This window comes from Sphingomonas sp. ID0503, from assembly GCF_048565625.1.
Taxonomy (GTDB): domain Bacteria; phylum Pseudomonadota; class Alphaproteobacteria; order Sphingomonadales; family Sphingomonadaceae; genus JBLZUR01.
The window spans coordinates 2,419,480-2,442,598 of the sequence record NZ_JBLZUR010000002.1; the positions used below are offsets into that span (position 1 = coordinate 2,419,480).

A 23,119-nucleotide genomic window follows, 5' to 3' on the forward strand; every position below is an offset into this window, starting at 1 on the left:
ATGCTCCAGATCAGCCGAAAGCTGTCTCGCCAGGAGTCTGTGGCTCTCGCGGCTTATGCGGCTCGCCTCCCCGCGGGTCCTCCGCATCGGGGATTTCCGGCAGCATACCCCGTAGGACATCGTGACGGTCCCAGAAATGGTGCTTCAGTGCCGCCGCCACGTGCAGTGGAATGGTCAGAAGCAGGGCGAGAACCAGCACATGATGCACATCCTCGGCCACGTCCATGATCTGCCAGCGTAGTGTCAGCGGCAGCTCGTGGAATGGCAGCTGCGGCCAGGGTACGAACCCGGCCAGATAAAGCGGTCCCGGTTCGGCGATCGACGACCACATCGCCCAGCCGCTCAAAGGCAGGCCGAAGAACGCAATGTAGAACACATAATGTAATGCATAGGCGATCCGCGTCTGCCATCCCTGCTTGTCGGCGTCGTTGACCGGACCGGGGATCATGAGCCGCCAGCCGAAGCGCGCCAAGGCGAGCAGCAGGATCGGCAGCCCGACCATGCTGTGAACCTCATAGCCGCGCAGTTTGTCACCACCTGCGGGAAGCCAGCTCGTATAGTAGCCCCAGCCGATCTGGAAAATGACGAGCAGGGCCATGATCCAGTGGAAGGCGATGCCGACCGGCGAGTAGCGGCTACGCTCCGTATGCCCCCGTGCCCATCTGCGAAGCCCCTCGATCATCCTGCCAGTGTCGCCGCTCGTTCGCGCGCGAACGAACGCGCCAGTAAGGCGATTGCCGCGGCCAGATAGATGCCTGCGCCCGGTGCCCACATGATAAGGCCGGCGAGTTGCTGATCCTCCAGAGGGGACAACCCCCAAGCGATCGGGCCGATGAAATGCGGCGCATAGAGCGCGGACTGGGCGAAGGTAAGCAGTGCCCCGAGCAGTCCCATCTGAACCATAGTGCCCAGCAGCGCCGCGACGGCGCTGGTCACCGGCGCCCGGCGGATCGCGCTCCACAGGGCCAAGGCGCTCAGCCATAGAGTAGCCTGCATCAGCCAATAGGCTAAATCGCTGGCCAGCGCCCAAGCATAAGCTTGCGGCACATGCCAGGCCCAGAAGACGAGCGCGTGAGCAGTCGTCCACGACAGGGCTCCGCCAGCGAGGGGAACAAGTCGAGGAAAAGCAGCAATGAGCATCGGCGGCAATATCGCGGTCAGAAACAAATGATGGACCGCCCGAGCCGAAAACAGCGCCGAGGTCAGCGCGCAGAATGGCGATACGAACAGCACCAACGCCAAACCGATAGCACCGATCGCCACTCGGCGTTCAAGCGCGCGCATGTCGGGATAACGCATCACCAGGAGCACGGCGAGGCCGAGCGCCAGCAGGAGGATTGGGTCCAGATTCCACCGGCCAAAAATCTCGGCCGGGATGGGAGCCGACCCGCAATAAGGTATCCAGGCTTCCCTGTTGAACAAGTTGTGCCCCCTTTCAAACCGGCGTCTGCGGAACCGGCAGAACGGCCGCTCGGTTCCTTACAGTGACCTCGTTGCACGGCCGAACAGCACTGTAGTTGCGGATTTTCAGGAACGTCGCGTCGAACGGATCGGTTTATGCCTCCATGGCAGATGAGATCAGCAGCGTCGGCGACATTCTCGACAAGCTCGAAGACCTCGCAAGCAAGGATGATCGCGTCCATATCGGTGGCTTTGTCGAGGCTTTCGGGCAGCGGAGCTACGGTCCGTTCCTGCTGGTCCCGGCCCTTCTGGAAATATCCCCGGTCGGCGGCATACCCGGCGTTCCAACAGTGCTCGCCGCGATCATCCTGCTATTCGCCGTGCAGATGCTGTTTGGCCGAAAGCATCTTTGGCTGCCGCGATTTGTGAGCGCCCGCTCGCTGGATGGCGAGCGTGTCGCCAAGGGAGCGGACAAGCTGCGCGGGCTTGCGAGGTTTCTGGACAGGTGGTTCCACGGCCGGCTCGCAACCTTCACCAAAGGCTTATGGGTCCGCATCGCGGCGGCCCTTGTCATCGTCCTCACGCTAACGGTTCCGCCGCTGGAACTCCTCCCGTTCGCCAGCACTGCCCCCATGGCAGCCATCGCTGCGTTCGGCCTGGCGTTGCTTGTGCGTGACGGGGCTCTGATGATCGTCGCCTTCATCGCGGCTGGCCTAGCGCTCGCACTGGGAGTGGGTTGGTAGGCGGACTTTGACCGGAAGCTATTGAGCGAACTTCGCCATCACCACCATGCCGCCACAAAACAGGAGGACGGCGGCCACAGCGTCATAGCCCATACGCCAGATAGCGCGATTTTTTCGCTCCAGTAGTCCTACCGTGAAACAGCCGGTCATCAACAGGGCGAGGAGCGCGCCCAATGCCTCGAACGTCCCCGCGCTGCCAAGCACAGGCTCGCCCGACGCAAGCGCGTCCGCCATCAGCAGGAGCATGAGATTGAAAAGATTGGTGCCGAAGATGTCGCCGACCGCGAGTTCGTATCGTTTCTCGCGCACGGCCGCGATGATCGAACTCAGTTCGGGTAATGAGGTTGCAAAGGCAACCAGCACAAATCCGATCATCCCTGACGAGATGCCCGTCTTGGCAGCGATCGCGTCAGCTGATTGCGACAGCGCGACGCCCGCCAGCAAGATGAGAAGGCCAAGGCCAGCCGTGACAAGGATCAGGTGCCGCAGGGAACGGGTATCCGGTTCTTCCTCTTTGTCGTCCTGCCGGTCCGGCCCTTCCGCGTCCTCGGCGGGTTGCCACACACTGCGGCGCTCGAATCTCGACGAAATGGCGATCGCCAGCAACGCTCCGAGCGCAACGAAAATAGTGCCCGCCCCAACACCGAACACGGGATAGTCACCGCTCATGACGGTCATGCACACGATGCTCAGCAGCATCATGCCCAGCACGCCCTGCATAAGCGTGGCAGGCTTGGCGACCACGCTGGTCAGGGCGCCCCGACCGAAAACAACGTCCGCTACCGCCAGCAGCAGGACATTGACCGCCGCGCTGCCGAGCAGATTGTTGACGGCAAGCGGCGCGTTGCCGGCGAGAGACGATGTCGCGACGGTCGCTAGTTCCGGTAGGGAGGTAATTCCGCCGAGCAGCAGCATCCCGGCGAAGGCCGGGCCGATATGCAGCTTTTTCGAGATTGCATCGACATGCGAGGACAGCCGGCTGCCCGCGCCCCACACGATGACTGCGGCACCCAGGAAAATCGCTGCGACAGCCCAGAGCGGCATTTGTGAGATGTCGAAAGGCATGTGGTGAAATACATCGGGCCCCGCCGATGTTCCGGGCACCACCGAGGAGGGAACCCCAGGGCTCCGACTTCGCTGGCAAGGCATGAACGAACGGGAACCGGCACATGCGGACGAGCCCCGCATGGGCAAGAGGCTGCATCGCCGCTATTACACCGGCGCCGATCTTGCGCGCGTGCGGTCGATTGGCGATCTGCGCGCGCGGGCGTATCGGCTCATGCCCCGCTTCGTACTCGAATATTTGGAAGGCGGTGCCGGGGATGAGGCGACGCTCTCACGTGAGCGTGCGGCTTTCGCCGACTGGAGGTTCATGCCGCACCAACTGGTCGATGTTGCTGATCGGACACTGGAAGCGCCGATCCTCGGGAAAATCGCTCCGATTCCGGCTGTCGTCGCACCGACCGGGTTGAACGGTCTCTTTCGCCGCCGTGGAGATATCCTGCTGGCGCAAGCCGCGGCGAAGGCCGGCATTCCCTTCACGCAGAGCACGATGTCCAACGAACGCATGGAGGACGTCGCGGTCGTCCCGGGACTGCGCCACTGGTGGCAGCTCTACATCTTCGGGCCGGACGAGATCTGGCAGGAACTGCTCCGGCGCGCGGAAACATGCGGTGTCGAGGCGCTGGCGCTGACGACGAATGCGCAGATCTTTGGCAACCGGGAATGGGATGCGCGCACCCGCATCTCGCGATCGATGCCCAGCCCTGCAACACTGTTCGATGCCGCGCGCCATCCGCGCTGGGCGGCAATGACGCTGAGCCGTGGAATGCCGGTATTCCGCAACGTGATCGATTTCGTACCGAAGGAACGGCGCAGCTTCTTCGACAGCGCCTTCTGGATCCGCGAGCAGATGCCCCAATCGCTGTCGTGGCGTGATGTCGCGAAGATCCGTCAGCGCTGGCGCGGTCCGTTCCTGCTCAAGGGATTGCTCAACCTGGAGGATGTGCGCCGCGCGCTCGACAGCGGCGTGGATGGCGTGATCCTGGGAAGTCACGGCGGCCGGCAGGCGGACTGGGCCATTTCCGCCCTCGACCTTCTGCCACAGGCGCGCGAGATCGTGGGCGACCGCTTCGCGCCGATGATGTCCGGCGGCATCCGGCGGGGCACCGACTTGCTGAAGGCGCTAGCTTTGGGCGCCGACGCAGTGCTCGCCGGCCGCGCTCCGCTTTACGGCCTCTGCGCCGCCGGTGCCGGCGGAGCGGCGTGCGCGCTCGAATTGCTTCGAGAGGAGGCGCTTGACGAGATGGGCCAGTTGGGGGCGGTCAGCAGAGCCGACCTGACGCCGGAACTGCTTGTCTCCGCCCACCAAGGTTTCAGGCCCGCATCGAAGTGACCGCTGCAAGATCGCGAAGCGTGCTCTTTGGCCAACGTTCGCAACTACTAAGCAACGTGCCATTCACGTCGCCCGGTCTTTTCCGCTCTTTCGGAACGCTCCCTCGCACGGTCGGTTACCCTGGAACACTCGAAACTGACGCTTGAGGAGGCTGCATGTGACGCAGACCGTCGGGGAGTATTTCTGGGACCGGCTTCACCAGTGGGGCGTGCGCCGCATCTTCGGCTATCCCGGAGACGGTATCAACGGCCTGCTCGGCGCCCTGCAGAAGGTGCCCGACAAGTTCGAGTTCGTGCAGGTGCGCCATGAAGAGATGGCGGCGTTCATGGCCTCCGCTCATGCGAAGTTCACGGGCGAACTCGGCGTCTGTCTGGCGACGTCCGGTCCAGGGGCGTCCCACCTCCTGACAGGCCTGTACGACGCGCGCATGGACCATATGCCGGTTCTGGCGATCGTCGGCCAACAGGCACGCAGCGCCGTGGGCGCGCATTATCAGCAGGAGCTGGACCTCACGTCGATGTTCAAGGACGTGGCCGGGGCGTTCACCGGCTACGCCACTGTTCCGGCACAGGTGCGCCACCTCACCGACCGGGCGGTGCGCATCGCGATGGCCGAGCGGCGTGTCACGGCGCTTATCTTTCCCAACGACCTTCAGGACATGAAGATGGAGGAGCCGCCGCGCAAGCATGGCGCTGTCTTCTCCGGCATCGGCTGGTCTCCGTTCGAGGTCGTGCCGCGGCAGAACGACCTTCGGCGCGCTGCAGAGGTGCTGAATGCCGGCAGCAAGGTCGCAATCCTTGTCGGTGCTGGTGCCCGCGAAGCGACGGATGAGGTCATTGCCATCGCGGACGTCCTTCAGGCGGGCTGTGCAAAGGCGCTGCTTGGGAAACAGGTGCTGCCAGACGACCTCCCCTGGGTAACGGGTTCCATAGGCCTGCTGGGCACGAAACCGTCCTACGAGTTGATGATGCAGTGCGACACGCTGCTAATGTTGGGCTCGGGCTTTCCCTATTCAGAATTCCTGCCGGAGGAGGGACAGGCGCGCGGGGTTCAGGTCGATATCGACCCCGGCATGCTGTCGATCCGCTATCCGATGGAAGTGAACCTCACCGGCGACGTGAAGGCCACGATTGAGGCGCTGCTGCCGCTCATCCAGCGAAAGACGGATACGGCATGGCGAGATACGATCGCCGAGTGGAACGCCGATTGGCAGGAAACTCTGATCGATCGCGCCCACGCCAAAGCAGACAAGGTCAATCCGCAGCGGGTGTTTACCGAATTAAGCCCGCGCCTGCCCGAGCGCGCCATACTGACCAGCGACAGCGGCTCCTGTGCAAACTGGTACGCCCGCGATCTCAAGATCAGGCGCGGCATGATGGCGTCGCTGTCGGGTGGCCTGGCCTGCATGGGCGCGGCGGTGCCATACGCGATCGCGGGCAAGTTCGCGCATCCCGACCGCCCGGTGATCGCGATGATCGGCGACGGCGCGATGCAGATGAACAACATGGCCGAGCTCATCACCGTTCAGAAATACTGGCAGAAGTGGGCCGACCCGCGCCTTATCGTCATGGTCCTCAACAATGAGGATCTCAATCAGGTCACCTGGGAGCAGCGGGCGATGGAGGGCAACCCCAAGTTCGAGGCGACCCAGCAGATACCCGACGTGCCCTATCATAAGTTCGCGGAGCTGATCGGACTGGAAGGCATATTCTGTGACGATCCCGAGCAGGTCGGCGCCGCATGGGATCGTGCGCTCGCCGCGCGCCGGCCGGTCGTTCTGGAGATGAAGACCGATCCCAACGTGCCGCCGCTACCGCCGCACATCAGCCTGGACCAGGCGAAGGCATTCACCTCCCTGCTGTTCAAGGGCGATCCCGAACAGGGATCGATGATCAAGAACACCGCGCGACAGGTTTTCGCCAGCATTTTGCCAAAGGGTTGAGTGCGTTGGCGAGCGCGACAATCCGCGGGCCGGACTCCGCCATTCGGCTGCTGTCGGCAGGCGCGGGATTGGTGCATTCGGCCGTGCTGGCGGACAGCGGCGTCGAACATTACCGGGGATCATTCCGCAATCCGGCGATGCTGCTGCCGCTCGCGACGTCGACAGTGAACATCGCGATCGACTGTACACGGCTGGTCGATGCCCGCGGCGCGTCCGACTCGGGGTTCCGCCTGGCAGGCCAGGGCGGCGCCATGGCGGTCGGGCTGATCGGCATGGGCTTTCACCTGTTCAACATCGGCAAGCGCCCCGGCGGGTTCGGCTGGGGCAATCTGTTTCATGCGGCGCCGATCGGCGCACCGGCCGCCCTCGTCCTCGCGGGCGCACTGGGCGCGGCGGCCGATCGCGCGCATGGGCCGATCATCTTCAACGGCAGAGCCGTTGGCGCGCTTTGCGCCGCCGGTATCATGGGGACGGCGGCCGAGGCGGCGCTGCTCCACTTCAGAGGAGCCTTCCAAAACCCGGCGATGTGGCTCCCCGTGGCCGTGCCGCCTATCGCGGCTGCATCTCTTGCCATCGATGCCGTCGCCGGACGAGCGCGGCCGACCACCGCCGCGCTTCTGATCGTTACCGCGGCGCTGGGGTTCGCGGGTGCGGCGTTCCACGCTTATGGCGTGTCGCGGCGGATGGGGGGCTGGCGCAACTGGCGGCAAAACATCCTTGCCGGTCCTCCGCTTCCGGCGCCGGCGGCCTTCACCGGGCTCGCTGTCGCGGGGCTCGGCGCGCTCCGGCTGATCGGCGGTGCGCGTGGTTGAGCGCTTCCCCGGTTACGATGTGCTGGCGAAAGCGGACAGCGAAAGCTGGGACGCGATCACCCGCCGCATCGTCGCGGAGCGGATCGCCCTGACGGAGCGCGAGGACATATTGTCCGACCGGCAACGACTGACGCTCCGCGCCGTGGTCGATCGCATCACACCGCAGCCTCCCGGCCGTCCGCCGATTAATGCGGCGGCCATCCTCCTCGAAAGGATGGCGGGCGCGGACGGCGAAGGCTTTCGGCATCACCGCCTTCCGCCGCTGCGCGCCGCCTGGTCGCGCGGGCTGGACGCGCTCGAGGCCGAGGCTCGCGCGCATCACGGCCGCGCCTTCGATACGCTCGACGGCGAGGCGCAGGACCGATTGCTGCGCCTGGCGGAGGCGGGCGAGGCCTCCGACCCGGCGTGGGGCGACATGCTGCCGGCCATCTTCTTCAACTGGCGGCTCGTGCCCGATGTGGTCGCGGCCTATTGGTCCACCCCTCCGCCTGGAGCGCCATGGGTTTCGGCGGACCGGCGAACCCGCGCGGCTATGTGCGGCTCGACGCGGATCGGCGCGACCCCTGGGAGAGCAGCGAAGATGTCGAGCGGCCCGGCCATGTCGGTTGAGCCGCGCGCGAGGCACGGCCGGGCGCCCGACGTGTTCGTGCCCGGCGGCTGGACGCCGATGCGCGAGCATCGCGAGACCGACGCTGTCGATTTCGCGATCGTCGGGACGGGAGCGGGCGGCGGAACCCTGGCCTGCCGTCTGGCGGAAGCCGGCTCTTCCGTCGTGGCTTTCGATGCGGGCGCCTATTGGCGGCCGCTGGAGGATTTCGCGTCCGACGAGCGGCACCAGTCGAAGCTCTTCTGGAACGACGATCGCATCGTGGAAGGCGCGAACCCGCTGAAGCTGGGCACGAACAACAGCGGCAAGGCAGTCGGCGGGTCGACCGTTCATTATGCCATGGTTGCCCTGCGCTTTCGCCCGGAATGGTTCAAGAGCCGGAGCCTACTCGGCTATGGTGCCGATTGGCCGATCGACTGGCGCGAGATGTGGTCCTACTATGCGGAGGTCGAGCAGGCGCTCGCCATCGCGGGCCCGGTGACATATCCGTGGGGCCCCAAGCGGCCGCGCTACCCGCGGCGGGCGCACCCTCTCAACGCACCCGCCGCGCTGCTCGCGCGTGGAGCCGAGGCGCTGGGCATCGGCTGGAGCGAGGCGCCAATCGCCACCCTATCCTCGCCGCGGGGCAAGGCGCACCCTTGCGTCTATCGCGGCATGTGCACCATCGGCTGTTCGACCAACGCCAAGCAGTCGGTGCTCAACACGTGGCTGCCGCGCGCACTGGCGGCCGGCGCCGAGATTCGCGATCTCGCGATGGTCGGCCGGATCGAAACCGACGCGCGTGGCACGGCGACGGGGGTTCATTATCACCGCGAGGGCGAGTGGAGCTTCCAGAAGGCGCGCAACGTGGTCGTCGCCGGCTACGCGATCGAGATGCCCCGGCTGCTCCTGAATTCCGCTAGCGCGTTGTTCCCCGATGGCCTCGGCAATTCCTCCGGGCTGGTCGGCCGCAACCTGATGGTTCAGCTCAACCAGGCCGTCTGGGGCCAGATGGAGCAGGAGGTGCGCTCCTACAAGGCGCCCCCCAGCCTGGCCCTCACCGAGCATTGGAATTACGAGGATCGCGGCAAGGATTATCATGGCGGCTGGTGCTATATGAGCCAGGGACCGCTACCCATCGGCTGGGCGCAGACGCTTGCGGGCGGGCGCCGAATGTGGGGCCAGCCACTTGTCGCCGAGATGAACCGCGCCAACCATTCGGTCGGCCTCAAGATGGTGGGCGAGGTGATGCCGTCCCCGGACAACCGGGTGACCCTAGCTGACGAAGTCGATGTGTACGGGCTGCCGATCCCGCGTATCACCTTCTCCTACGGTGACAATGAACGCGCCATGCTGGCGCATGCGCTGCCGTTCATGGAGCGAGCCCTGGAAGCCGTGGGCGCGCGCGAGATCTGGCACGAGGAAGAGGATACGTGCCATCTCAATGGCACCGCCCGCATGGGCGACGATCCGGCGACGAGCGTCGTCAATGCCGATTGCCGGAGCTGGGACATCCCCAATCTGTGGATCTGCGACGGCTCCGTCTTTCCGACCGTTGGCGGAGCCAATCCTTCGCTGACCATCCAGGCCATTGCCTGCCGCACAGCCGACCGCATCGCCGCCATGGGAAAAAGGGGAGAGCTATGAAGGATAACCGCCCCACCATCGTGGTCACGGGCGCCTCAGCGGGCGTAGGCAGGGCCGTCGTGCGCCGCTTCGCGCGAGACGGCGCCTGCATTGCGCTCATCGCGCGCGGCAAGGATGGATTGGACGCCGCCGCGCGAGACGTGGAGGCGGCTGGCGGAGAGGCGCTGGTGCTTCCGCTGGACGTGGCCGACGCCCAGGCGGTCGAAGCCGCCGCAGAGGCGACGGAAGCCTGCTTCGGTCCCATTGACATCTGGATCAACGCCGCCTTCGCGGGCGTGATGTCGCGGTTCCTCGACATGGACCTGAACGACTACGCCCGCGTCACCGACGTGACCTATCATGGTCAGGTGCATGGCGCGATGGCGGCGTTGAAGCGCATGGTCCCGCGCGACCGGGGAAGCATCGTGCTGGTCGGCTCGGCGCTCGCTTATCGAGGCATTCCGCTCCAGTCCGCCTATTGCGGCGCGAAGCATGCCGTCCAGGGCTTCCAGGATTCGATCCGCGCTGAGCTGCTGCACGCCAAGAGCCAAGTGCATGTATCGATGGTCCAACTGCCCGGCGTCAATACGCCGCAGTTCGACTGGATCCGCACCACGCTACCGAAGAAGGCCCGACCTGCGAGCCCTCCCTATCAGCCGGAGGTGGCCGCGGACGCCATCCACTTCGCCGCCCATCATCGGCGCAAGCAGGTGATCGTCGGCTTCCCTGCGCTGGAGGCGATATGGGGTGATCGCTTCGCGTCATCCATGCTTGACCATTATCTCGGGGCGACCGGCGTCGAAGGTCAGCAGGACGAGGATGCGATCCCGCGTGGCTATCGCGACAATCTCTACGAACCGGTGCCGGGCGACCATGGCGCGCATGGCCGTTTCGACGCGATCGCCAGGACACACAGCCCGCATTGGTGGATGAGCAAGCATCGTGCGGCGCTCGGCGCGGCGGGCGCTCTGGCCGCCGGCATAGGGGGCGCGCTGCTCCTGGGGAGGAAGACGCGATGAGCCGGTGGTGGCGCGAGGCCGCACTCTATCAGATCTATCCCCGATCCTTTCAGGACAGCGACGGCGACGGTGTGGGCGACATCGAGGGCATCCGTCGCCGGCTCGACCACATCGTCGATCTGGGCGTGGGCGCGATATGGCTGTCGCCGATCCTCCGCTCGCCCATGGCCGACTTCGGCTATGATGTGTCGGACTATCGCGACATCGACCCGCTGTTCGGTGACATGGCCGCGTTCGACCGGCTGCTGGAGGAATCCCATGCGCGCGGGCTCAAGCTATTGCTCGATTTCGTGCCGAACCACAGTTCCGACCGACATCCCTGGTTCGAGGAGAGCCGGTCGAGCCGCGACAACGCCAAGCGCGACTGGTATATCTGGCGCGACCCTGCCCCGGACGGCGGCCCGCCCAACAACTGGATGAGCAATTTCGGCGGCAGCGCCTGGGCATGGGACGAACGCACGGGGCAATATTATTATCACGCCTTCCTGCCCGAGCAGCCCGACCTCAACTGGCGCAATCCCAACGTGCGGGCGGCGATGCACGATGTGCTGCGCTTTTGGCTCGACAGGGGCGTGGACGGCTTTCGTGTCGATGTGATCTGGCACCTGATCAAGGACGATCAGTTTCGCGACAATCCGCCCAATCCCGATTACCGGCCCGGCCGGCCCGACATCGATCGCCACCTGCAGGTCCATTCCGCCGACCAGCCCGAGGTGCATGATGTGATCGCGGAGCTGCGCCGCGTGATCGAGGAATATCAGGACCGCCTGCTGATCGGCGAGATCTACCTGCCGATCGACCGGCTTATGTCCTATTATGGCAAGGACGATCGCGGCGTCCACCTGCCGTTCAACTTCCAGCTGATCAACTGTTCCTGGCGCGCCGATGTGATCGGGGCGCTCATCGATGAATATGAAAGGGCACTTCCGGAGGACGGCTGGCCCAACTGGGTGCTGAGCAATCACGATCAGCCACGCATAGCCGCCCGGGTGGGCGAGGAGCAGGCGCGGATCGCGGCGATGCTGCTGCTGACGCTGCGCGGAACGCCGACGCTCTACTATGGCGACGAGATCGGCATTGACGACATAGCTCTGTCGGAGGTGCAGGCGCGCGATCCCGCGGCGATCAACGAGCCGGGGGTCGCGTTCAATCGCGATCGGGCGCGTTCTCCGATGCAGTGGTCGAACGAAGGATTTGCCGGCTTCTCGGCAAGGGAGCCCTGGTTGCCCCTGACGAACGACTGCCGGGAGCGGAACGTAGCGGTACAGCGGAAAGCGCCGGGATCACTGTTCAATCTCCATCGCGCGTTGCTTCGCCTGCGCTCCTCTGAGCCGGACCTTTTGACGGGCGCCTATCGCCGGGTCGCATCGGAACCGCAGCTACTGGCGTATCAGCGCGGTCGGGCGATCGGCGTGCTTCTGAACCTGTCGGCAGAAAGCGTCCCGCTCGTGCTCCCGGCCGAATGGCACGGGGCCGACGTGCTGCTTTCCGCACAGGAGGCCTGCTCCCTCTCCGACCTGCCCCAACAGCTTGCGGGCGGAGAAGGCTTGATCCTGCGCATCCGGGAGGACGAGGCATGATCCCCGACCTCTGGTACAAGAATGCGATCATCTACAGTCTGTCGCTCGACGCATTCCTCGATGCCAATGGCGACGGCATCGGTGATTTCCGCGGTGCCATGCGGCGGCTCGACTATCTTCAGGGGCTTGGCGTCACCGCTGTTTGGGTCGCTCCTTTTCAGCCGTCGCCACACCGCGATCATGGCTATGACGTCGCCGACTATTACGGCGTTGATCCGCGCTACGGCTCGCCGGGCGATTTCGTGGAGTTCGTGAACGCCTGTCACCAGCGCGGCATGCGGGTGATCATGGACCTGGTGGTCAACCACTGCTCGGACCAGCACCCCTGGTTCCAGGCGGCCTTGGCGGATCCCAAGTCGCGCTTTCGCGACTATTTTATCTGGGCAGACAAGAAGCCGGCGGACGCTCATAAAGGCGTGGTCTTCCCCGGCGTGCAGAAATCCACCTGGACCTACAGTCGGGAGGCGAAGGCCTGGTATTTTCATCGCTTTTTCGAGTTCCAGCCGGATCTCAACATCGCCAATCCCGATGTTCAGGCGGAAATCATGAAGATCGTGGGCTTTTGGCTGCAACTCGGCGTGTCGGGTTTCCGCATGGACGCGGTGCCGTTTCTGATCGCCGCGGACAGCATAAATGTCGATGATCCCGAGCCCGCCTACGACCTTCTGCGGGAAATCCGCGCCATGGCCCAGTGGCGCAAGGGGGACGCCGTATTGCTGGCGGAAGCAAACATCCCGCCAAACGAGGCAATAGAGTATTTCGGCGCGGACGGCGATCGCATCCACATGATCTTCAACTTCCCGGTCAACCAGGCGCTCTTCTATGCCTTGGCGAGCGAGGACGCGACGCTCCTCAAGGAAGCTATCGTGACTTCCGGGGAGCCACCTGAGACCGGACAATGGGCGAACTTCCTACGCAACCATGACGAACTCGACCTCGGCCGCCTCACCGAGGAGCAGCGCGCGACCGTATTCGCCGCCTTCGGCCCCGATCCTGAGATGCAGCTCTACGATCGCGGCATCCGTCGCCGGCTGGCACCGATGCTGGGCGGCGATCGGCTGCGGCTCGAACTGGCCTACAGTCTCATGCTCACTCTGCCTGGGACGCCGGTGCTGCGCTACGGCGACGAGATCGGCATGGGCGACGATCTGGACCTGCCCGAACGGGATGCCGCGCGCACGCCGATGCAATGGTCGGCAGCCGTCAACGGTGGCTTTACCCTCTCCGAAACGCAGGTACGGCCGCCGATCGATCGCGGTCCTTATGGCTATCAGCAGATCAATGTCGCCGGTCAGCGGAGCGACCGCGACTCGCTGCTCAACTGGACGGAACGGGCCATTCGGCTACGCAAGGAATTGCCCGAACTGGGGCGCGGGCGATGCGCGGTCCTGGATAGCCCGGCTAGCATCCTTGCTCTGCGATACGATTGGCAGGGCGAGGCTTCAATCTACATCCACAACTTCAGTGGGCAAGCGATCGAGTTCACTTTCGATTGCAAGGGGGATCAGGCAGACGCCCGAACACTGATCTGCCTCCAGACCGCCTGTCGCAGCGAAGCTGATGAAGATCGTTTATGTCACATCATGATCGAAGCACATGGCTACCGTTGGTTCCGATACGGTGGTCTGGACGAGCTCACACATATGCACGGTGGCCAGCATTGAGTTCCGCCAGCGGCGCGGCGAACTGAACCGCCCCGGGTCTGTCGGAGGCTCCAACTCCTGAGAAGGTGGAGCCTGTATGAGTAAGACGACGAACAAATTTGCGCCGGAAGTCCGCGAGCGAGCGGTGCGGATGGTGATCGATCACGAGCGTGATTATCCTTCCCGCTGGGCGGCGGTGGTGTCGATCGCGGCAGGCGCGCCGGTGTCCCGACCGAGGTTGCCGACAAGGTGAAGGCGCTGGAACGCGAATTCCGCGAGCTGCGCCAGGCCAACGAGATTCTGCGCAAGGCGTCCGCATATTTTGCACAGGCGGAGCTCGACCGCCGTTCCGGCGATGATCGCGTTTATCGATGATCACCGCGATGCTTACGGGGTCGAGCCGAACTGCCGCGTCCTGCCGATCACCCCATCCACTTATCATGAGCGCGTCGCACAGCGGCAGGATCCAGCACGCCTGTCGACGCGGGCGCAGCGGGATGTCGCCCTGAGGCCCGAGATCGCGCGCGTGTTCGCCGAGAACTTCGCGGTCTACGGCGTCCGCAAGGTCTGGCGGCAGATGATCCGGGAGGGCTTCCCGATAGCGCGCTGCACCGTGCAACGGCTGATGCGTGAGATGGGCCTGGCAGAGGTGATCCGAGGCAAGCCGGTGCGCACGACCATCAGCGACAAAGCGGTGCTGTGCCCGCTCGATCACGTCAACCGCAGGTTCTACGCGCCAGCGCCGAACATGCTGTGGGTGTCGGACTTCACCTACGTCGCGACATGGACAACGCTTTGGCCGAGACGATCAACGGCCTCTACAAGGCCGAGGTGATCCACAGGCGTGGACCGTGGCGCAGCTTCGAAGCGGTCGAGTACGCGACCCTCGAATGGGTCGATTGGTTCAACCATCGTCGGCTGCTTGAGCCCATCGGCAACATCCCGCAACCCAAAGCCTCCGGCAGGCCCGGCGCGGTTCACCGCGTGCGAGAATGTCCATGCCAGGAGGAGCGTGCCAATCGACAGCGCAGTCCCGGACGCGTCCTTCTCGCCGGTGGGCACCCACGCTACCGACGCCATTACGGCCAGCATGACAACGCCGGTTATGTACGAGCAGGATGCCGCGATTGGCGTCGTTCTCTTCGGCCTGTGAGCGCATTTTAGCCGTGGTCCCCTTCCGAAGCAGGGGTAAGATCGACACCAGGAACGCCATCGAGGCGATATCGAACCCCGCGAGTGACGTCTGGTCCGTTCAGCACGGCTCAGTTGAAGGACGCAGGTGCGACTGCTTTGTATGCCGATGTCGCCGACCTGCTAGCCAAGTTCGACCAGTCGCCCCTTTCGAGCTGACGAGCGCGGATAGTCGATCGGGACGGTGCGGAGCGAACCACCGTCGCACGTCAAGCTGATCCTCATCACCGTGCCATCGATCCCTGGCCGGCCCAATCGCCACCTCGCTGCCGCCACTGCACATTCGACTTGCCTGTCGCCGGCATTCGAGCAATCTGACCCCGCTCCTGTGAAAGCCGGGAGCGGGGCGTCGAAACCCCTCTACGCATGCTCGGTCACAGCTTCAGCTGAGGCCGGGTGGCATGCGCGCATGTCCAGCCGGCTTGCCGGTAAAGGCGCATGCGCCTGATCATCGACCAGGTTTCCAACATTCTCTAGCTGAGGTCCCCTGTGGCGGGGCGACGCTGGCAGTGCTACTTCATCATGGTTCGCCTTTTCTGGCAACGTCCTTGTGTTCGGTGTTGATCAACCCGGGGTGCAACAGTCTCTTCGGGGTCATGCGATGGTTGCGTAAGGCAGCCATGTTCTGTGTCGCACGCCACATTGGGGTCGGTTCGTATCGAAGGGTGGCGCTCCAACAACCGTAGCTCGGGGTCATCGCTGCCCCAACGTTCAAAGCGAAGTCGCCGGTCCCTCCGCCTCCCGGGAGGATCGTACCGTCCATGAGGACGGATGGGGTGAAAGGCTGTCAGGCGCGCGCCGCCTGCATCATCTGGCGGTGCGGCTCGACCGTCTCGGCCTTGAACTGAAAGTGGGTGCCGTCGCGCCACATTCCGAACAGGATGATGGCGAGCTTGCGCGCGACCGCCACCTTGGCCTTGTTGAAGCCGACCTTCTTGGCGAGCCGTAGACCCCAGTCCTTGAGCGAGGAGAAGGTCTTGGTGGCGGACAGCAGCACGGTGGCAGCGGTGACGAGATGGGTACGGGTGAGCCGGTTACCCATCTTGCTGATCTTGCCGTGGGTGAGGCTCTCGCCCGACTGGTAGACCCTGGGCGTGAGCCCGAGATAGGCCGCCACATCGTCGGCGCGGTGGAAACGGGACGGCTCCTCGATGGCTGTGAAGAACGACAAGGCGGTGATGGCGCCGAGGCCGGGCACCGCCATGAAGCGCCGGCAGATCGGGTTGGCGGCGGCGAGCATCTCCAGCTCGGTCTCGATCCGCTCCGCGTCGGCCTGGAGCCGCTCGCACAGGTCGAGCACCGGCAGGATGCGCGGGCGCATGTTCAGCCCGTCGCGATCCTGGATCTGCATCAGCTGCTCGATCACACGGTCGCGATAGGTGGCGGCCGACTTGGCGCCGGGCTCGACCCGCCCGCCATAGACGCGCAGCAGCCCCCGGATCATGTTCTCGTTGGCGAGCCGCTGCTGCACCAGCCGGTGCCGCATGATGAGCTGCGCGCGCACCTCGTAGCAGGCCGCGCTCTTGACGTAGACCTCCGTCAGATAGTCGCGGCCCGTGCGCGTGATCTCGGCGATGCCGCGGGCGTCGTTGGCGTCCGTCTTGTTGCGCTTCAAGGAGAGCACACGATGCACCTGGAGCGCGTCCATCACCGCCACCTGGTAGCCAAGCCGGCGCAGGCCGCCCGACAGGTGCACGGACATGGCGCCCGTCTCCATGCCGACCACCGCCACGTTGGAAGCGAAATTCTTGGCCAGGTAACGTCCGATCTCGGTCGGATGTGTCTTCATCGAGCACTGGTGGACGACCTTGCCGTCGCCATCCAGCACGCACACCGCCGTCGACTTGAGCCCCACATCGAGGCCGACCCATACGCGGCCCCGCGCCGGGTCCGTCTCGGCCGCCGCCCGCACAGCCAGGATCTCGGGATTGCTGATCTTCTTGGTCATCGCGCTCTCTCCTTCCGCGCGCCATCGTGCACCCGCCGGACAGAGAAGACCTCAGCTAAACCACAACCGGCCGACAGGCCGCCGCCCCGAGAGGACATAGGTGCGGCGATCGCGGCCAGGCGGAAGCGGAGGCGCACCTCGACGACGGGGGTGACCAATGCCGTTTCGCTTCAACATGCTTCTGGAGGACGCCGGGATCGATCCCACGCAGGTCCGCCTTCTCCGGCATCAAACGCCGCTTTCCGGCGGCCGCACGCTTCTCGACATCTGGCATGGCGATCGGGCGGGCTTTGAGGATTACCAGTCGATCCAGAAGGCGGCTCAGCGGACGAGCTTCGCGCGCCCTTACTGGGCGGCCTTTGTCGGCACATGGGAGGGCCGTACGATGTTCGCCGGCCTCTATGAGGCAGGTGACGCGGTAAACGTGCCCGAGGCGGTCCATCTGGCGACAGGAGAGGTTCTGCCCGCCGGTGACGCCGATCGTTACCAGACGAGGCTTAGCAACCATCTCAGGCCCTATATCGGCTCTACATCGACTGGGGTGGCGGATCATTCGGCAAGCGGGCTTGGAACCAGCGGGCGGAGCTTCAGGACAAGCTGGTGACCGAGTTGCACCTGGACGGCGCGGAGAAGCCGTTCCCGGGGCTGATGGACCTATTCGCGCCGCTCTCGGCCCTGGCCGAAGCGCCGCCGTCCTGGATCCAGCGTCTGGTGGCCGCCCGCGGCATCTATCTCCTGACCTGCCCCCGCGACGGCAGCCTCTATGTCGGTTCCGCCGCCGCCGAAGGCGGCTCTTGGCAACGCTGGACCGACTACCGTGTCAACGGCCATGGCGGCAACGTTGCGCTCATCGGGCGCGATCCCGCGACTTCACCGTCAGCGTCCTGCAGGTCGCGGGTTCAGCCGATACGCCCGAGGACATCCTCGCCATGGACAATGTCTGGAAGCGCAAGCTGATGACCCGCGAACTGGGCCTCAACAGGAACTAACCGGGCCACCTCCAAGATGATGCGCGGGGGTTCTTATGGCCACTGGGCCTCCTCCCTCCGGGCGTCTTCAGCGAGACCTTCGACGAAGTCGTAGATTGATTGCGGCGTCGGCTTGCGGGACACGGGCTCAGCTATCGAAAGCGCTGGATCGAGCAAAAACCGCGCAATAGCTAGTTTTTAGCGGATGTTTGCTTTGTTGAAGCTGTCCATTAACGAAAGGGCGATTGCCTCGGTCAAAGGCGCTTTCCGCTTTCGACCATTTTCCGAGACGAAGACGTCGCCGGTCAGTGCCTTTTTGAAGGCTCTGGCCAGGTCGGTGTTTGCAAGTGCCCTCGCCTTTGAGCGCCGGCGCCCTTCTGGGTTACCGGACGGCATACCGTCCTTGAACTGCGTCCGCCTAGATCCCTCGCCATTGCCCCGGCCGACCCCGGTGTTGCGTTTCCGGGCCATGTCAGCGCTCCTTTCCGGAGGTCCGCTCGACGGCGGTGTCAGCGAAGGTCATGCCGGTTCCCGCGTGTCGCGCCCGTTGCCCTGTCGCGGCTTCAAAGCGCCTGATGGACACATCGACATAGCGCGGATCGAGTTCGACAAGGCAGGCGGTGCGGTCGGTCTTCTCCGCGGCAATCAGTGTCGTTCCTGATCCTCCAAAGCTGTCCAGCACGAGTTCACCGGGCGCCGTGGAGTCGAGGATTAGGGTCAGGACTCATTGTGGTAGCCAGAAGATGATGGCGGCGGCGATGCAGATGGCCGAGAAGAAGGTGTGCGCGCATCGGTCATAGCGTGTGTGGATGCGTCGCCAGTCTTTGAGGCGGGCGAACATGTTTTCGACGCGATGACGCTGGCGGTAGAGGGTGGTGTCGTGCGGGATCGGCACCTTGCGCGAGCGGGTGGACGGGATGCAGGGCGCGATCCCGCGTTGAGCGAGTGCGGCGCGGAAGCGGTTGCTGTCGTAGCCGCGGTCGCCGAGCAGTTCGCGGGCAGGCGGCAAGACCGGCAACAGCAGGGCAGCACCTTTGTGGTCGCTCATCTGCCCTTCGGTCAGCAGCATCGCGACGGGGCGCCCCTGTCCGTCGCAAACGGCGTGGAGCTTCGAGTTCAGCCCGCCTCTGGTCCGGCCGATGCAGCGGGGAGCAGCCCCTTTTTGGCAAGGCTCGCCGCCGTGCGGTGCGCCTTCAGGTGGGTGGCGTCGATCATTAGCCGTTCGGGCGGGGCACCCTCGGCCGCGAGCCCTGCGAATATGCGCTCGAACACGCCGAGCCGGCTCCACCGCACGAAGCGATTATACAGCGTCTTGTGCGGTCCGTAGCCAGCCGGCGCATCCTTCCACTGGAGGCCGTGGCGGATGACGTAGACGATCCCGCTCACCACCCGTCGATCATCAACCCGCCGCAGCCCGCGCGAGCGCGGGAAGAACGGCTCGATGCGCGCCATCTGTGCGCGCGACAACAGCATCAGGTCGGACATGGCTCACCTCCGACCCGATTGGAATCACATGCTCACGCCGTCGTAAAGGGTCCTGAGCCTAGATCGGCGATCATGGCGACCGGCTTTACCGTGGGGTGCAGCTCCAGCGATCTGGTTCTGCCGCGGCCGAAACTGGTCATGCCAGGGTAGTGCAGAACGTTTGTGCGGTTACGACCGTTCTTGCCCAGCATGATGTTGTTTCGGTGAGGCGCATTGCCGTGCCGGAACACGCCGATGAGTTCGTGCGCGGACCTGTATAGAGCGCCCTGCCCTGCGTTGTCCTTCGCCCAGACCAGCAGGTTGAGATAGGCTAGGTCGCAAGACGCCGCCGCCCCAAGAAGCTCGCTCAGATGCCGCCAGTCCTGGTAGAGGTAGAGCAAAGCCCCCTGCACTAGGTGAGGCTGCAGCGCCGTTACGGCCGAGACCAGGAAGGCGGTGAACTCCTCGGGCGACATCTTGCCCGTGGCCATCACGAAGTCGTCGTGCCGGGTCCGGCCATTGCCAGAGACATTGTTCTTGATCGGCACGTTGTATGGTAAATCACTCACAACGGCTCGGAACTGTCTGTCGCGGGCAAGGGCCGAGATGACCGCCGGATCGGTTGCGCTTCCACAGATCAGTTCGTGCCGGCCAAGCTACCAGTGATCACCCACAACGCTGACCGGGGCACGCACCGGTTCCGGCGCCTCGTCGAGATCGGCGAGCTCATCGACGCGGTGTCGACCGATCAGCACATCTCGCTCGCCGATGGTGAAACCGCTGCTGCCGAGATTGATCTCGGGGGCCCCCCGCCCGATCTCGAAAAACTCCTGACGGAGCGCGTCCAGGTCCCAGGATCTGCCCTCGGCAAGCTTGTTGTCGGCGAGTGCCAGCAGGCGCGCCTGTTCCTTCGTAAGGTGGTCCAGCCTGACAGCCGGCACCTCCTCAAGATTCAGAAGTTTCGCAGCGTCCAGACGACCGAAGCCGCTCGCGACCACGCCATCGTCATAGACGGTGATCGGGAACACGAAGCCGAACTCGGCGATGCTCTCAGCAATCCTCCGGATCTGCTGACGGCTGCGTTTCCTGGTGGCATTCGGTCCTGGTCTGAGGCTGGCGACCGGCATATGCGTGATCTGGACCCGAACGGCGGCAACGTTGCGCTTCCGCGCAGCTGATAACGTACGTGCTTCTCCCATTGATAGCGCTCTCATACATAGCCGTGCCTTCCGAATTGTCGGCTCAAGGTTAATATATCGTCGCGCTGCATTGAAATATGTCAAAGTTTATCTTTGTCAATACTTCGACTAAGCGCCAATAGCAGGCCGCTTAGACCGCCCAATTTGTAAGGTGCGCTTAGCTAAAAAAGTAAAGCAAGCTCGCGTGACTTGCGTCCAGGAAGGCGTCAACGAAGAGGTCGATGGGCGCGCATATCCGCGTGCGCCTGCTCTCCGGAACCTATCCAGCCCTTCTCCAGATCTATCCGGTTACCTTTCCTGTTCTTCTCCAGTTCGCCGATGGTAGGAACTTCCATAAGTTACCGCAAATTTCATGCATTTAGACGTACTACTACTTCGGTGACCTTCCAGGATTGCATGCCACCGCGGTGAACGCATCCTTTATTGAGGTCATGGCATCTTATCGTCGTGGAAAGCAGGCCGACGGCCCCCTAGAAGCGGTCCGGACGGCATGGCGCGCCCTGCTCCGTTTCGCGGGGGCCGAACCGCTGTTGGCACGAGTGCTGATCGCAAGCGTTCTGGACGGAGAGCCGCCTTTGGCCCTCCAACTCAATTTGCGGCGCCTGAGACGCGATCTCGCCACGCTGCATCACGATGGTTTGCTGACGACGACCCCGGACGCTGCCGTCGCCATGCTCTGGACGACAGCAGTCGGCGCCGTATCCATGATGACCGCACCGGAGCCTAACGATGAGGCGCTCAACGAGGCCCTGCTCCATGCCCTGATCCTTCAGATCACGCGCCGATGAATTCGTCGTGCCGTCGTCCACTCTCATCCCCTGAACGTGTAGCGACCGATCGCCTCCCAAGGGCCGTCGCGATAGTACCAGCTGGCGAGGCCGGTGATGGTGATCGGGCGGGGGCGGAAGTCGGCGCGTAGGTCATCCATGAGCTTTCGTGCTTCCTCCGGCGCGACCTTGTTCTGGATGGTGATGTGCGGGCGCCAGCCGGCGCGGTCCTGAGGGGTGAGGACCAGTTCGAAGGCTTCGGCGAGATCTTCGCGGATCGTCGCGAGGCCGGGGCAATCGATGCGGAACGCGACACCGCGCCCGAGTGACATCAGGGAGGCGGCCGAGGCGGGGAGCGGAGGGCCGGCGCTGACGGCTGTCAGGCGGTGATCCAGCTCGCCCGACAGGCTCGGCGGCAGGTGGTGGAACAGCGTCAGGTGCGCCGAGAGGACGTTCCGTTCAGGCGGAAAGTGCGCGCGACGAAGTCCGTCGGCCCAGGCGAAGCTGGCGTCGTCGAGCAAGGCCGTGACGATGATCGGCGCGATCATGGCGTCGTGAAAAGTCAGGCGGGGCGGAGGGCGGCGGGCCAGTCCGCCTCCTCGATCGCCGGGAGAGCGCGGATGGTGTCGGCATCCAGATCGACGGTGAAGTCGCCCTGGCAGATGTCGAAGCGGTCCCAGGGCAGCGCGTGGAACCGCTCGGCAATGCCGCCCACCCCGCCCTCGCGCAGGACGACGAAGGCGATGCGACCGCTGTCGCATTCGACCATCGCGTCGACCGAATGGGCGACGGTAGTGTCCTGATCGGGGCCGAGAACGGCCGAACCCTTCAGGCGGCTGGCGGGGAAGAGCGTCGGGCGGGGTGCGGCCTCGCTCTTCTCGGCGGCGCGCTTCGCCCCCTCCTCCGCCCTCGCCTCGCGACCCAGCCAGCGCCAGATGCCGACGATGTCGATGAGGAGGAGGATACCGTTCTGCCAGAGGAGGTTGGTCTGGCCGGTGACCCAGGCGACCACCAGCCAACCGACCGCGCCGAGGGTGAACACGACGAAGCCCCAGCCGGTGACGCGCGGGCCGAGATTGGCGGCGGTCATCATCGCGGCGAGCGTGGTGGTGATCGCGGCGAACAGGCTGGCGGTGGTTTCCATGAGCGCTCCTCTCAAGCGGGACGGGGACGCACCACGCGAACGGGGGTTCCGGCGGTCGGAAGTTTACTAAGTTGACACTACGTCACGCCGGAAAACGTCCATTCAGCGGACGCGAGCGGGCCGAGGCGATGGTACGGGGTTCTACCGGGATGCGTTCCGAACTTCATCTCGGGGCCATGAACCCTTGGGCGCGCTGTAGGACAGCAGATTTGTCCGCCCGTCGTCCGAACGCAAAAGCCTGTTGTCACAGGCGCTCGCTTCCGAGCCTTCGCCCGCCGTGATAGAAGCCGCGCATGAAGATCGATCGCGCTCTCTTCGACGATGCCGATCCCCAAGCCGAAGTTGAAGCTGACGCTCGGGCGGAAGCAGATGTCGCTGCTGGGCGGACGATCGGTCACAATGCCGTACGCCATTGGCTGCGATCCTGGGGAACGGGCAGGATTTTGCCCAAGCCGCATATCGGGGACTGATGCTGAGGATCGAGTGGACGGCAGAGGCCGTCGAGAACCTCGATGCGATTTCGAGTTATATAGCGGCCTTCAATCCAGCGGCTGCAGCACGGCTAATCGCCCTGGCTGAGAGTCTGGCCGAGTTCCCGGAGCGCGGACGCGATGCGGGTGAGGTCGGCGCGAGATGACGATCGTCTGGCCCTATGTGCTGCGCTACCGGACCTAGACGATGTGATCTTCAT

Annotated in this window: 25 protein-coding genes, 1 pseudogene and 1 other annotated feature; of the genes and pseudogenes, 15 read left to right on the forward strand and 11 right to left on the reverse strand. The window is 64.5% G+C overall.

Annotated elements, in window-relative coordinates:
* Positions 1-10: 10 nt before the first annotated feature.
* Together ACM608_RS12830 and ACM608_RS12835 are read right to left on the reverse strand one after the other, a co-directional pair.
* Positions 11-682 carry a cytochrome b gene (locus tag ACM608_RS12830; RefSeq protein WP_419683640.1) on the reverse strand — a complete coding sequence of 224 codons (672 nt, stop codon included), beginning with the start codon at positions 680-682 and terminating at the stop codon, positions 11-13.
* On the reverse strand, positions 679-1,422 hold the full coding sequence (locus ACM608_RS12835; RefSeq protein ID WP_419683642.1) for a cytochrome c oxidase assembly protein: 744 nt from the start codon (positions 1,420-1,422) through the stop codon (positions 679-681). The genes ACM608_RS12830 and ACM608_RS12835 overlap by 4 nt, the downstream gene beginning before the upstream one ends.
* A gap of 143 nt (positions 1,423-1,565) precedes the next feature.
* On the opposite strand from ACM608_RS12835, the gene ACM608_RS12840 reads away from it, so the two are divergent.
* A complete protein-coding gene (locus ACM608_RS12840) occupies positions 1,566-2,144 on the forward strand; it encodes an exopolysaccharide biosynthesis protein (protein WP_419683644.1) in 579 nt (192 codons plus the stop codon).
* A gap of 18 nt (positions 2,145-2,162) precedes the next feature.
* Here ACM608_RS12840 and ACM608_RS12845 read toward each other — a convergent pair whose 3' ends face one another.
* Positions 2,163-3,209 (reverse strand): sodium:calcium antiporter, encoded by a 1,047-nt coding sequence (locus ACM608_RS12845; RefSeq protein ID WP_419683646.1) that lies wholly within the window; start codon positions 3,207-3,209, stop codon positions 2,163-2,165.
* Between the two features lie 214 nt (positions 3,210-3,423).
* Here ACM608_RS12845 and ACM608_RS12850 point away from each other — a divergent pair, with 214 nt between their 5' ends.
* The 9 genes and pseudogenes from ACM608_RS12850 (at position 3,424) to ACM608_RS12890 (ending at position 14,900) form a co-directional block, all read left to right on the forward strand.
* Positions 3,424-4,539 carry an alpha-hydroxy acid oxidase gene (locus ACM608_RS12850; protein WP_419685200.1) on the forward strand — a complete coding sequence of 372 codons (1,116 nt, stop codon included), beginning with the start codon at positions 3,424-3,426 and terminating at the stop codon, positions 4,537-4,539.
* A gap of 157 nt (positions 4,540-4,696) precedes the next feature.
* A complete protein-coding gene (locus ACM608_RS12855) occupies positions 4,697-6,481 on the forward strand; it encodes a thiamine pyrophosphate-requiring protein (RefSeq protein WP_419683647.1) in 1,785 nt (594 codons plus the stop codon).
* A 5-nt stretch (positions 6,482-6,486) separates the two neighbouring features.
* Positions 6,487-7,293 (forward strand): hypothetical protein, encoded by an 807-nt coding sequence (locus ACM608_RS12860; protein ID WP_419683649.1) that lies wholly within the window; start codon positions 6,487-6,489, stop codon positions 7,291-7,293.
* Positions 7,286-9,526, forward strand: coding sequence for a GMC family oxidoreductase (locus tag ACM608_RS12865; protein ID WP_419683650.1), 2,241 nt, complete (start codon positions 7,286-7,288; stop codon positions 9,524-9,526). Before ACM608_RS12860 ends, ACM608_RS12865 begins: the two co-directional genes overlap by 8 nt.
* Entirely contained in the window at positions 9,523-10,524 is a 1,002-nt protein-coding gene (locus tag ACM608_RS12870; RefSeq protein ID WP_419683652.1) for an SDR family oxidoreductase, read from the forward strand. The genes ACM608_RS12865 and ACM608_RS12870 overlap by 4 nt, the downstream gene beginning before the upstream one ends.
* Positions 10,521-12,104, forward strand: coding sequence for an alpha-amylase family glycosyl hydrolase (locus ACM608_RS12875; RefSeq protein ID WP_419683654.1), 1,584 nt, complete (start codon positions 10,521-10,523; stop codon positions 12,102-12,104). The genes ACM608_RS12870 and ACM608_RS12875 overlap by 4 nt, the downstream gene beginning before the upstream one ends.
* Complete coding sequence (locus ACM608_RS12880) at positions 12,101-13,768, forward strand: alpha-amylase family protein (RefSeq protein ID WP_419683656.1); 1,668 nt, start codon at positions 12,101-12,103, stop codon at positions 13,766-13,768. Before ACM608_RS12875 ends, ACM608_RS12880 begins: the two co-directional genes overlap by 4 nt.
* Positions 13,769-13,844: 76 nt before the next feature.
* A pseudogene (locus ACM608_RS12885) lies at positions 13,845-14,704 on the forward strand (IS3 family transposase); the annotation flags it as partial.
* Positions 14,062-14,177: a sequence feature (AL1L pseudoknot), on the forward strand. (Overlaps the previous pseudogene by 116 nt.)
* Before the next feature lie 55 nt (positions 14,705-14,759).
* Positions 14,760-14,900, forward strand: a complete 141-nt coding sequence (locus ACM608_RS12890) for a hypothetical protein (RefSeq protein ID WP_419685272.1) — start codon at positions 14,760-14,762, stop codon at positions 14,898-14,900.
* Between the two features lie 825 nt (positions 14,901-15,725).
* On the opposite strand, the gene ACM608_RS12895 is transcribed toward ACM608_RS12890, so the two are convergent.
* On the reverse strand, positions 15,726-16,886 hold the full coding sequence (locus tag ACM608_RS12895) for an IS110 family transposase (protein WP_419682330.1): 1,161 nt from the start codon (positions 16,884-16,886) through the stop codon (positions 15,726-15,728).
* A 157-nt stretch (positions 16,887-17,043) separates the two neighbouring features.
* Between ACM608_RS12895 and ACM608_RS12900 the strand changes: the two genes are divergently transcribed.
* Positions 17,044-17,490, forward strand: coding sequence for a hypothetical protein (locus ACM608_RS12900; protein ID WP_419683657.1), 447 nt, complete (start codon positions 17,044-17,046; stop codon positions 17,488-17,490).
* Positions 17,487-17,843 carry a hypothetical protein gene (locus ACM608_RS12905; RefSeq protein WP_419683659.1) on the forward strand — a complete coding sequence of 119 codons (357 nt, stop codon included), beginning with the start codon at positions 17,487-17,489 and terminating at the stop codon, positions 17,841-17,843. Before ACM608_RS12900 ends, ACM608_RS12905 begins: the two co-directional genes overlap by 4 nt.
* Before the next feature lie 209 nt (positions 17,844-18,052).
* Here the strand turns inward: ACM608_RS12905 and ACM608_RS12910 are convergent, their stop codons facing one another.
* From ACM608_RS12910 to ACM608_RS12930, 5 genes are all read right to left on the reverse strand, one after another.
* Positions 18,053-18,325, reverse strand: coding sequence for a DUF5681 domain-containing protein (locus tag ACM608_RS12910; protein ID WP_419683661.1), 273 nt, complete (start codon positions 18,323-18,325; stop codon positions 18,053-18,055).
* Position 18,326: 1 nt separating this feature from the next.
* The gene (locus ACM608_RS12915) at positions 18,327-18,575 is read right to left on the reverse strand and encodes a DNA methyltransferase (RefSeq protein ID WP_419685202.1); all 249 of its coding nucleotides are present in this window, start codon (positions 18,573-18,575) and stop codon (positions 18,327-18,329) included.
* Positions 18,576-18,578: 3 nt separating this feature from the next.
* Positions 18,579-19,339 (reverse strand): IS5 family transposase gene (locus ACM608_RS12920; protein WP_419682130.1). Its coding sequence is split into 2 segments (ribosomal slippage): positions 18,579-19,006 and positions 19,006-19,339, totalling 762 coding nucleotides; the frame shifts between segments, so codons are not numbered across the junction.
* A gap of 32 nt (positions 19,340-19,371) precedes the next feature.
* Positions 19,372-19,887, reverse strand: coding sequence for a hypothetical protein (locus ACM608_RS12925; RefSeq protein WP_419683663.1), 516 nt, complete (start codon positions 19,885-19,887; stop codon positions 19,372-19,374).
* Positions 19,888-19,974: 87 nt separating this feature from the next.
* Positions 19,975-20,445, reverse strand: a complete 471-nt coding sequence (locus tag ACM608_RS12930) for a ParB/Srx family N-terminal domain-containing protein (RefSeq protein ID WP_419683665.1) — start codon at positions 20,443-20,445, stop codon at positions 19,975-19,977.
* A 464-nt stretch (positions 20,446-20,909) separates the two neighbouring features.
* Between ACM608_RS12930 and ACM608_RS12935 the strand changes: the two genes are divergently transcribed.
* Entirely contained in the window at positions 20,910-21,305 is a 396-nt protein-coding gene (locus ACM608_RS12935; RefSeq protein ID WP_419683667.1) for a hypothetical protein, read from the forward strand.
* Between the two features lie 23 nt (positions 21,306-21,328).
* Here ACM608_RS12935 and ACM608_RS12940 read toward each other — a convergent pair whose 3' ends face one another.
* Positions 21,329-21,832 (reverse strand): 2'-5' RNA ligase family protein, encoded by a 504-nt coding sequence (locus ACM608_RS12940; RefSeq protein ID WP_419683669.1) that lies wholly within the window; start codon positions 21,830-21,832, stop codon positions 21,329-21,331.
* Between the two features lie 14 nt (positions 21,833-21,846).
* Positions 21,847-22,428, reverse strand: a complete 582-nt coding sequence (locus ACM608_RS12945; RefSeq protein WP_419683671.1) for a PRC-barrel domain-containing protein — start codon at positions 22,426-22,428, stop codon at positions 21,847-21,849.
* Positions 22,429-22,721: 293 nt separating this feature from the next.
* Between ACM608_RS12945 and ACM608_RS12950 the strand changes: the two genes are divergently transcribed.
* Complete coding sequence (locus tag ACM608_RS12950; protein WP_419683673.1) at positions 22,722-22,898, forward strand: CopG family transcriptional regulator; 177 nt, start codon at positions 22,722-22,724, stop codon at positions 22,896-22,898.
* Positions 22,898-23,065 (forward strand): type II toxin-antitoxin system RelE/ParE family toxin, encoded by a 168-nt coding sequence (locus ACM608_RS12955; protein WP_419683675.1) that lies wholly within the window; start codon positions 22,898-22,900, stop codon positions 23,063-23,065. The genes ACM608_RS12950 and ACM608_RS12955 overlap by 1 nt, the downstream gene beginning before the upstream one ends.
* The last annotated feature ends 54 nt before the right edge of the window (positions 23,066-23,119 follow it).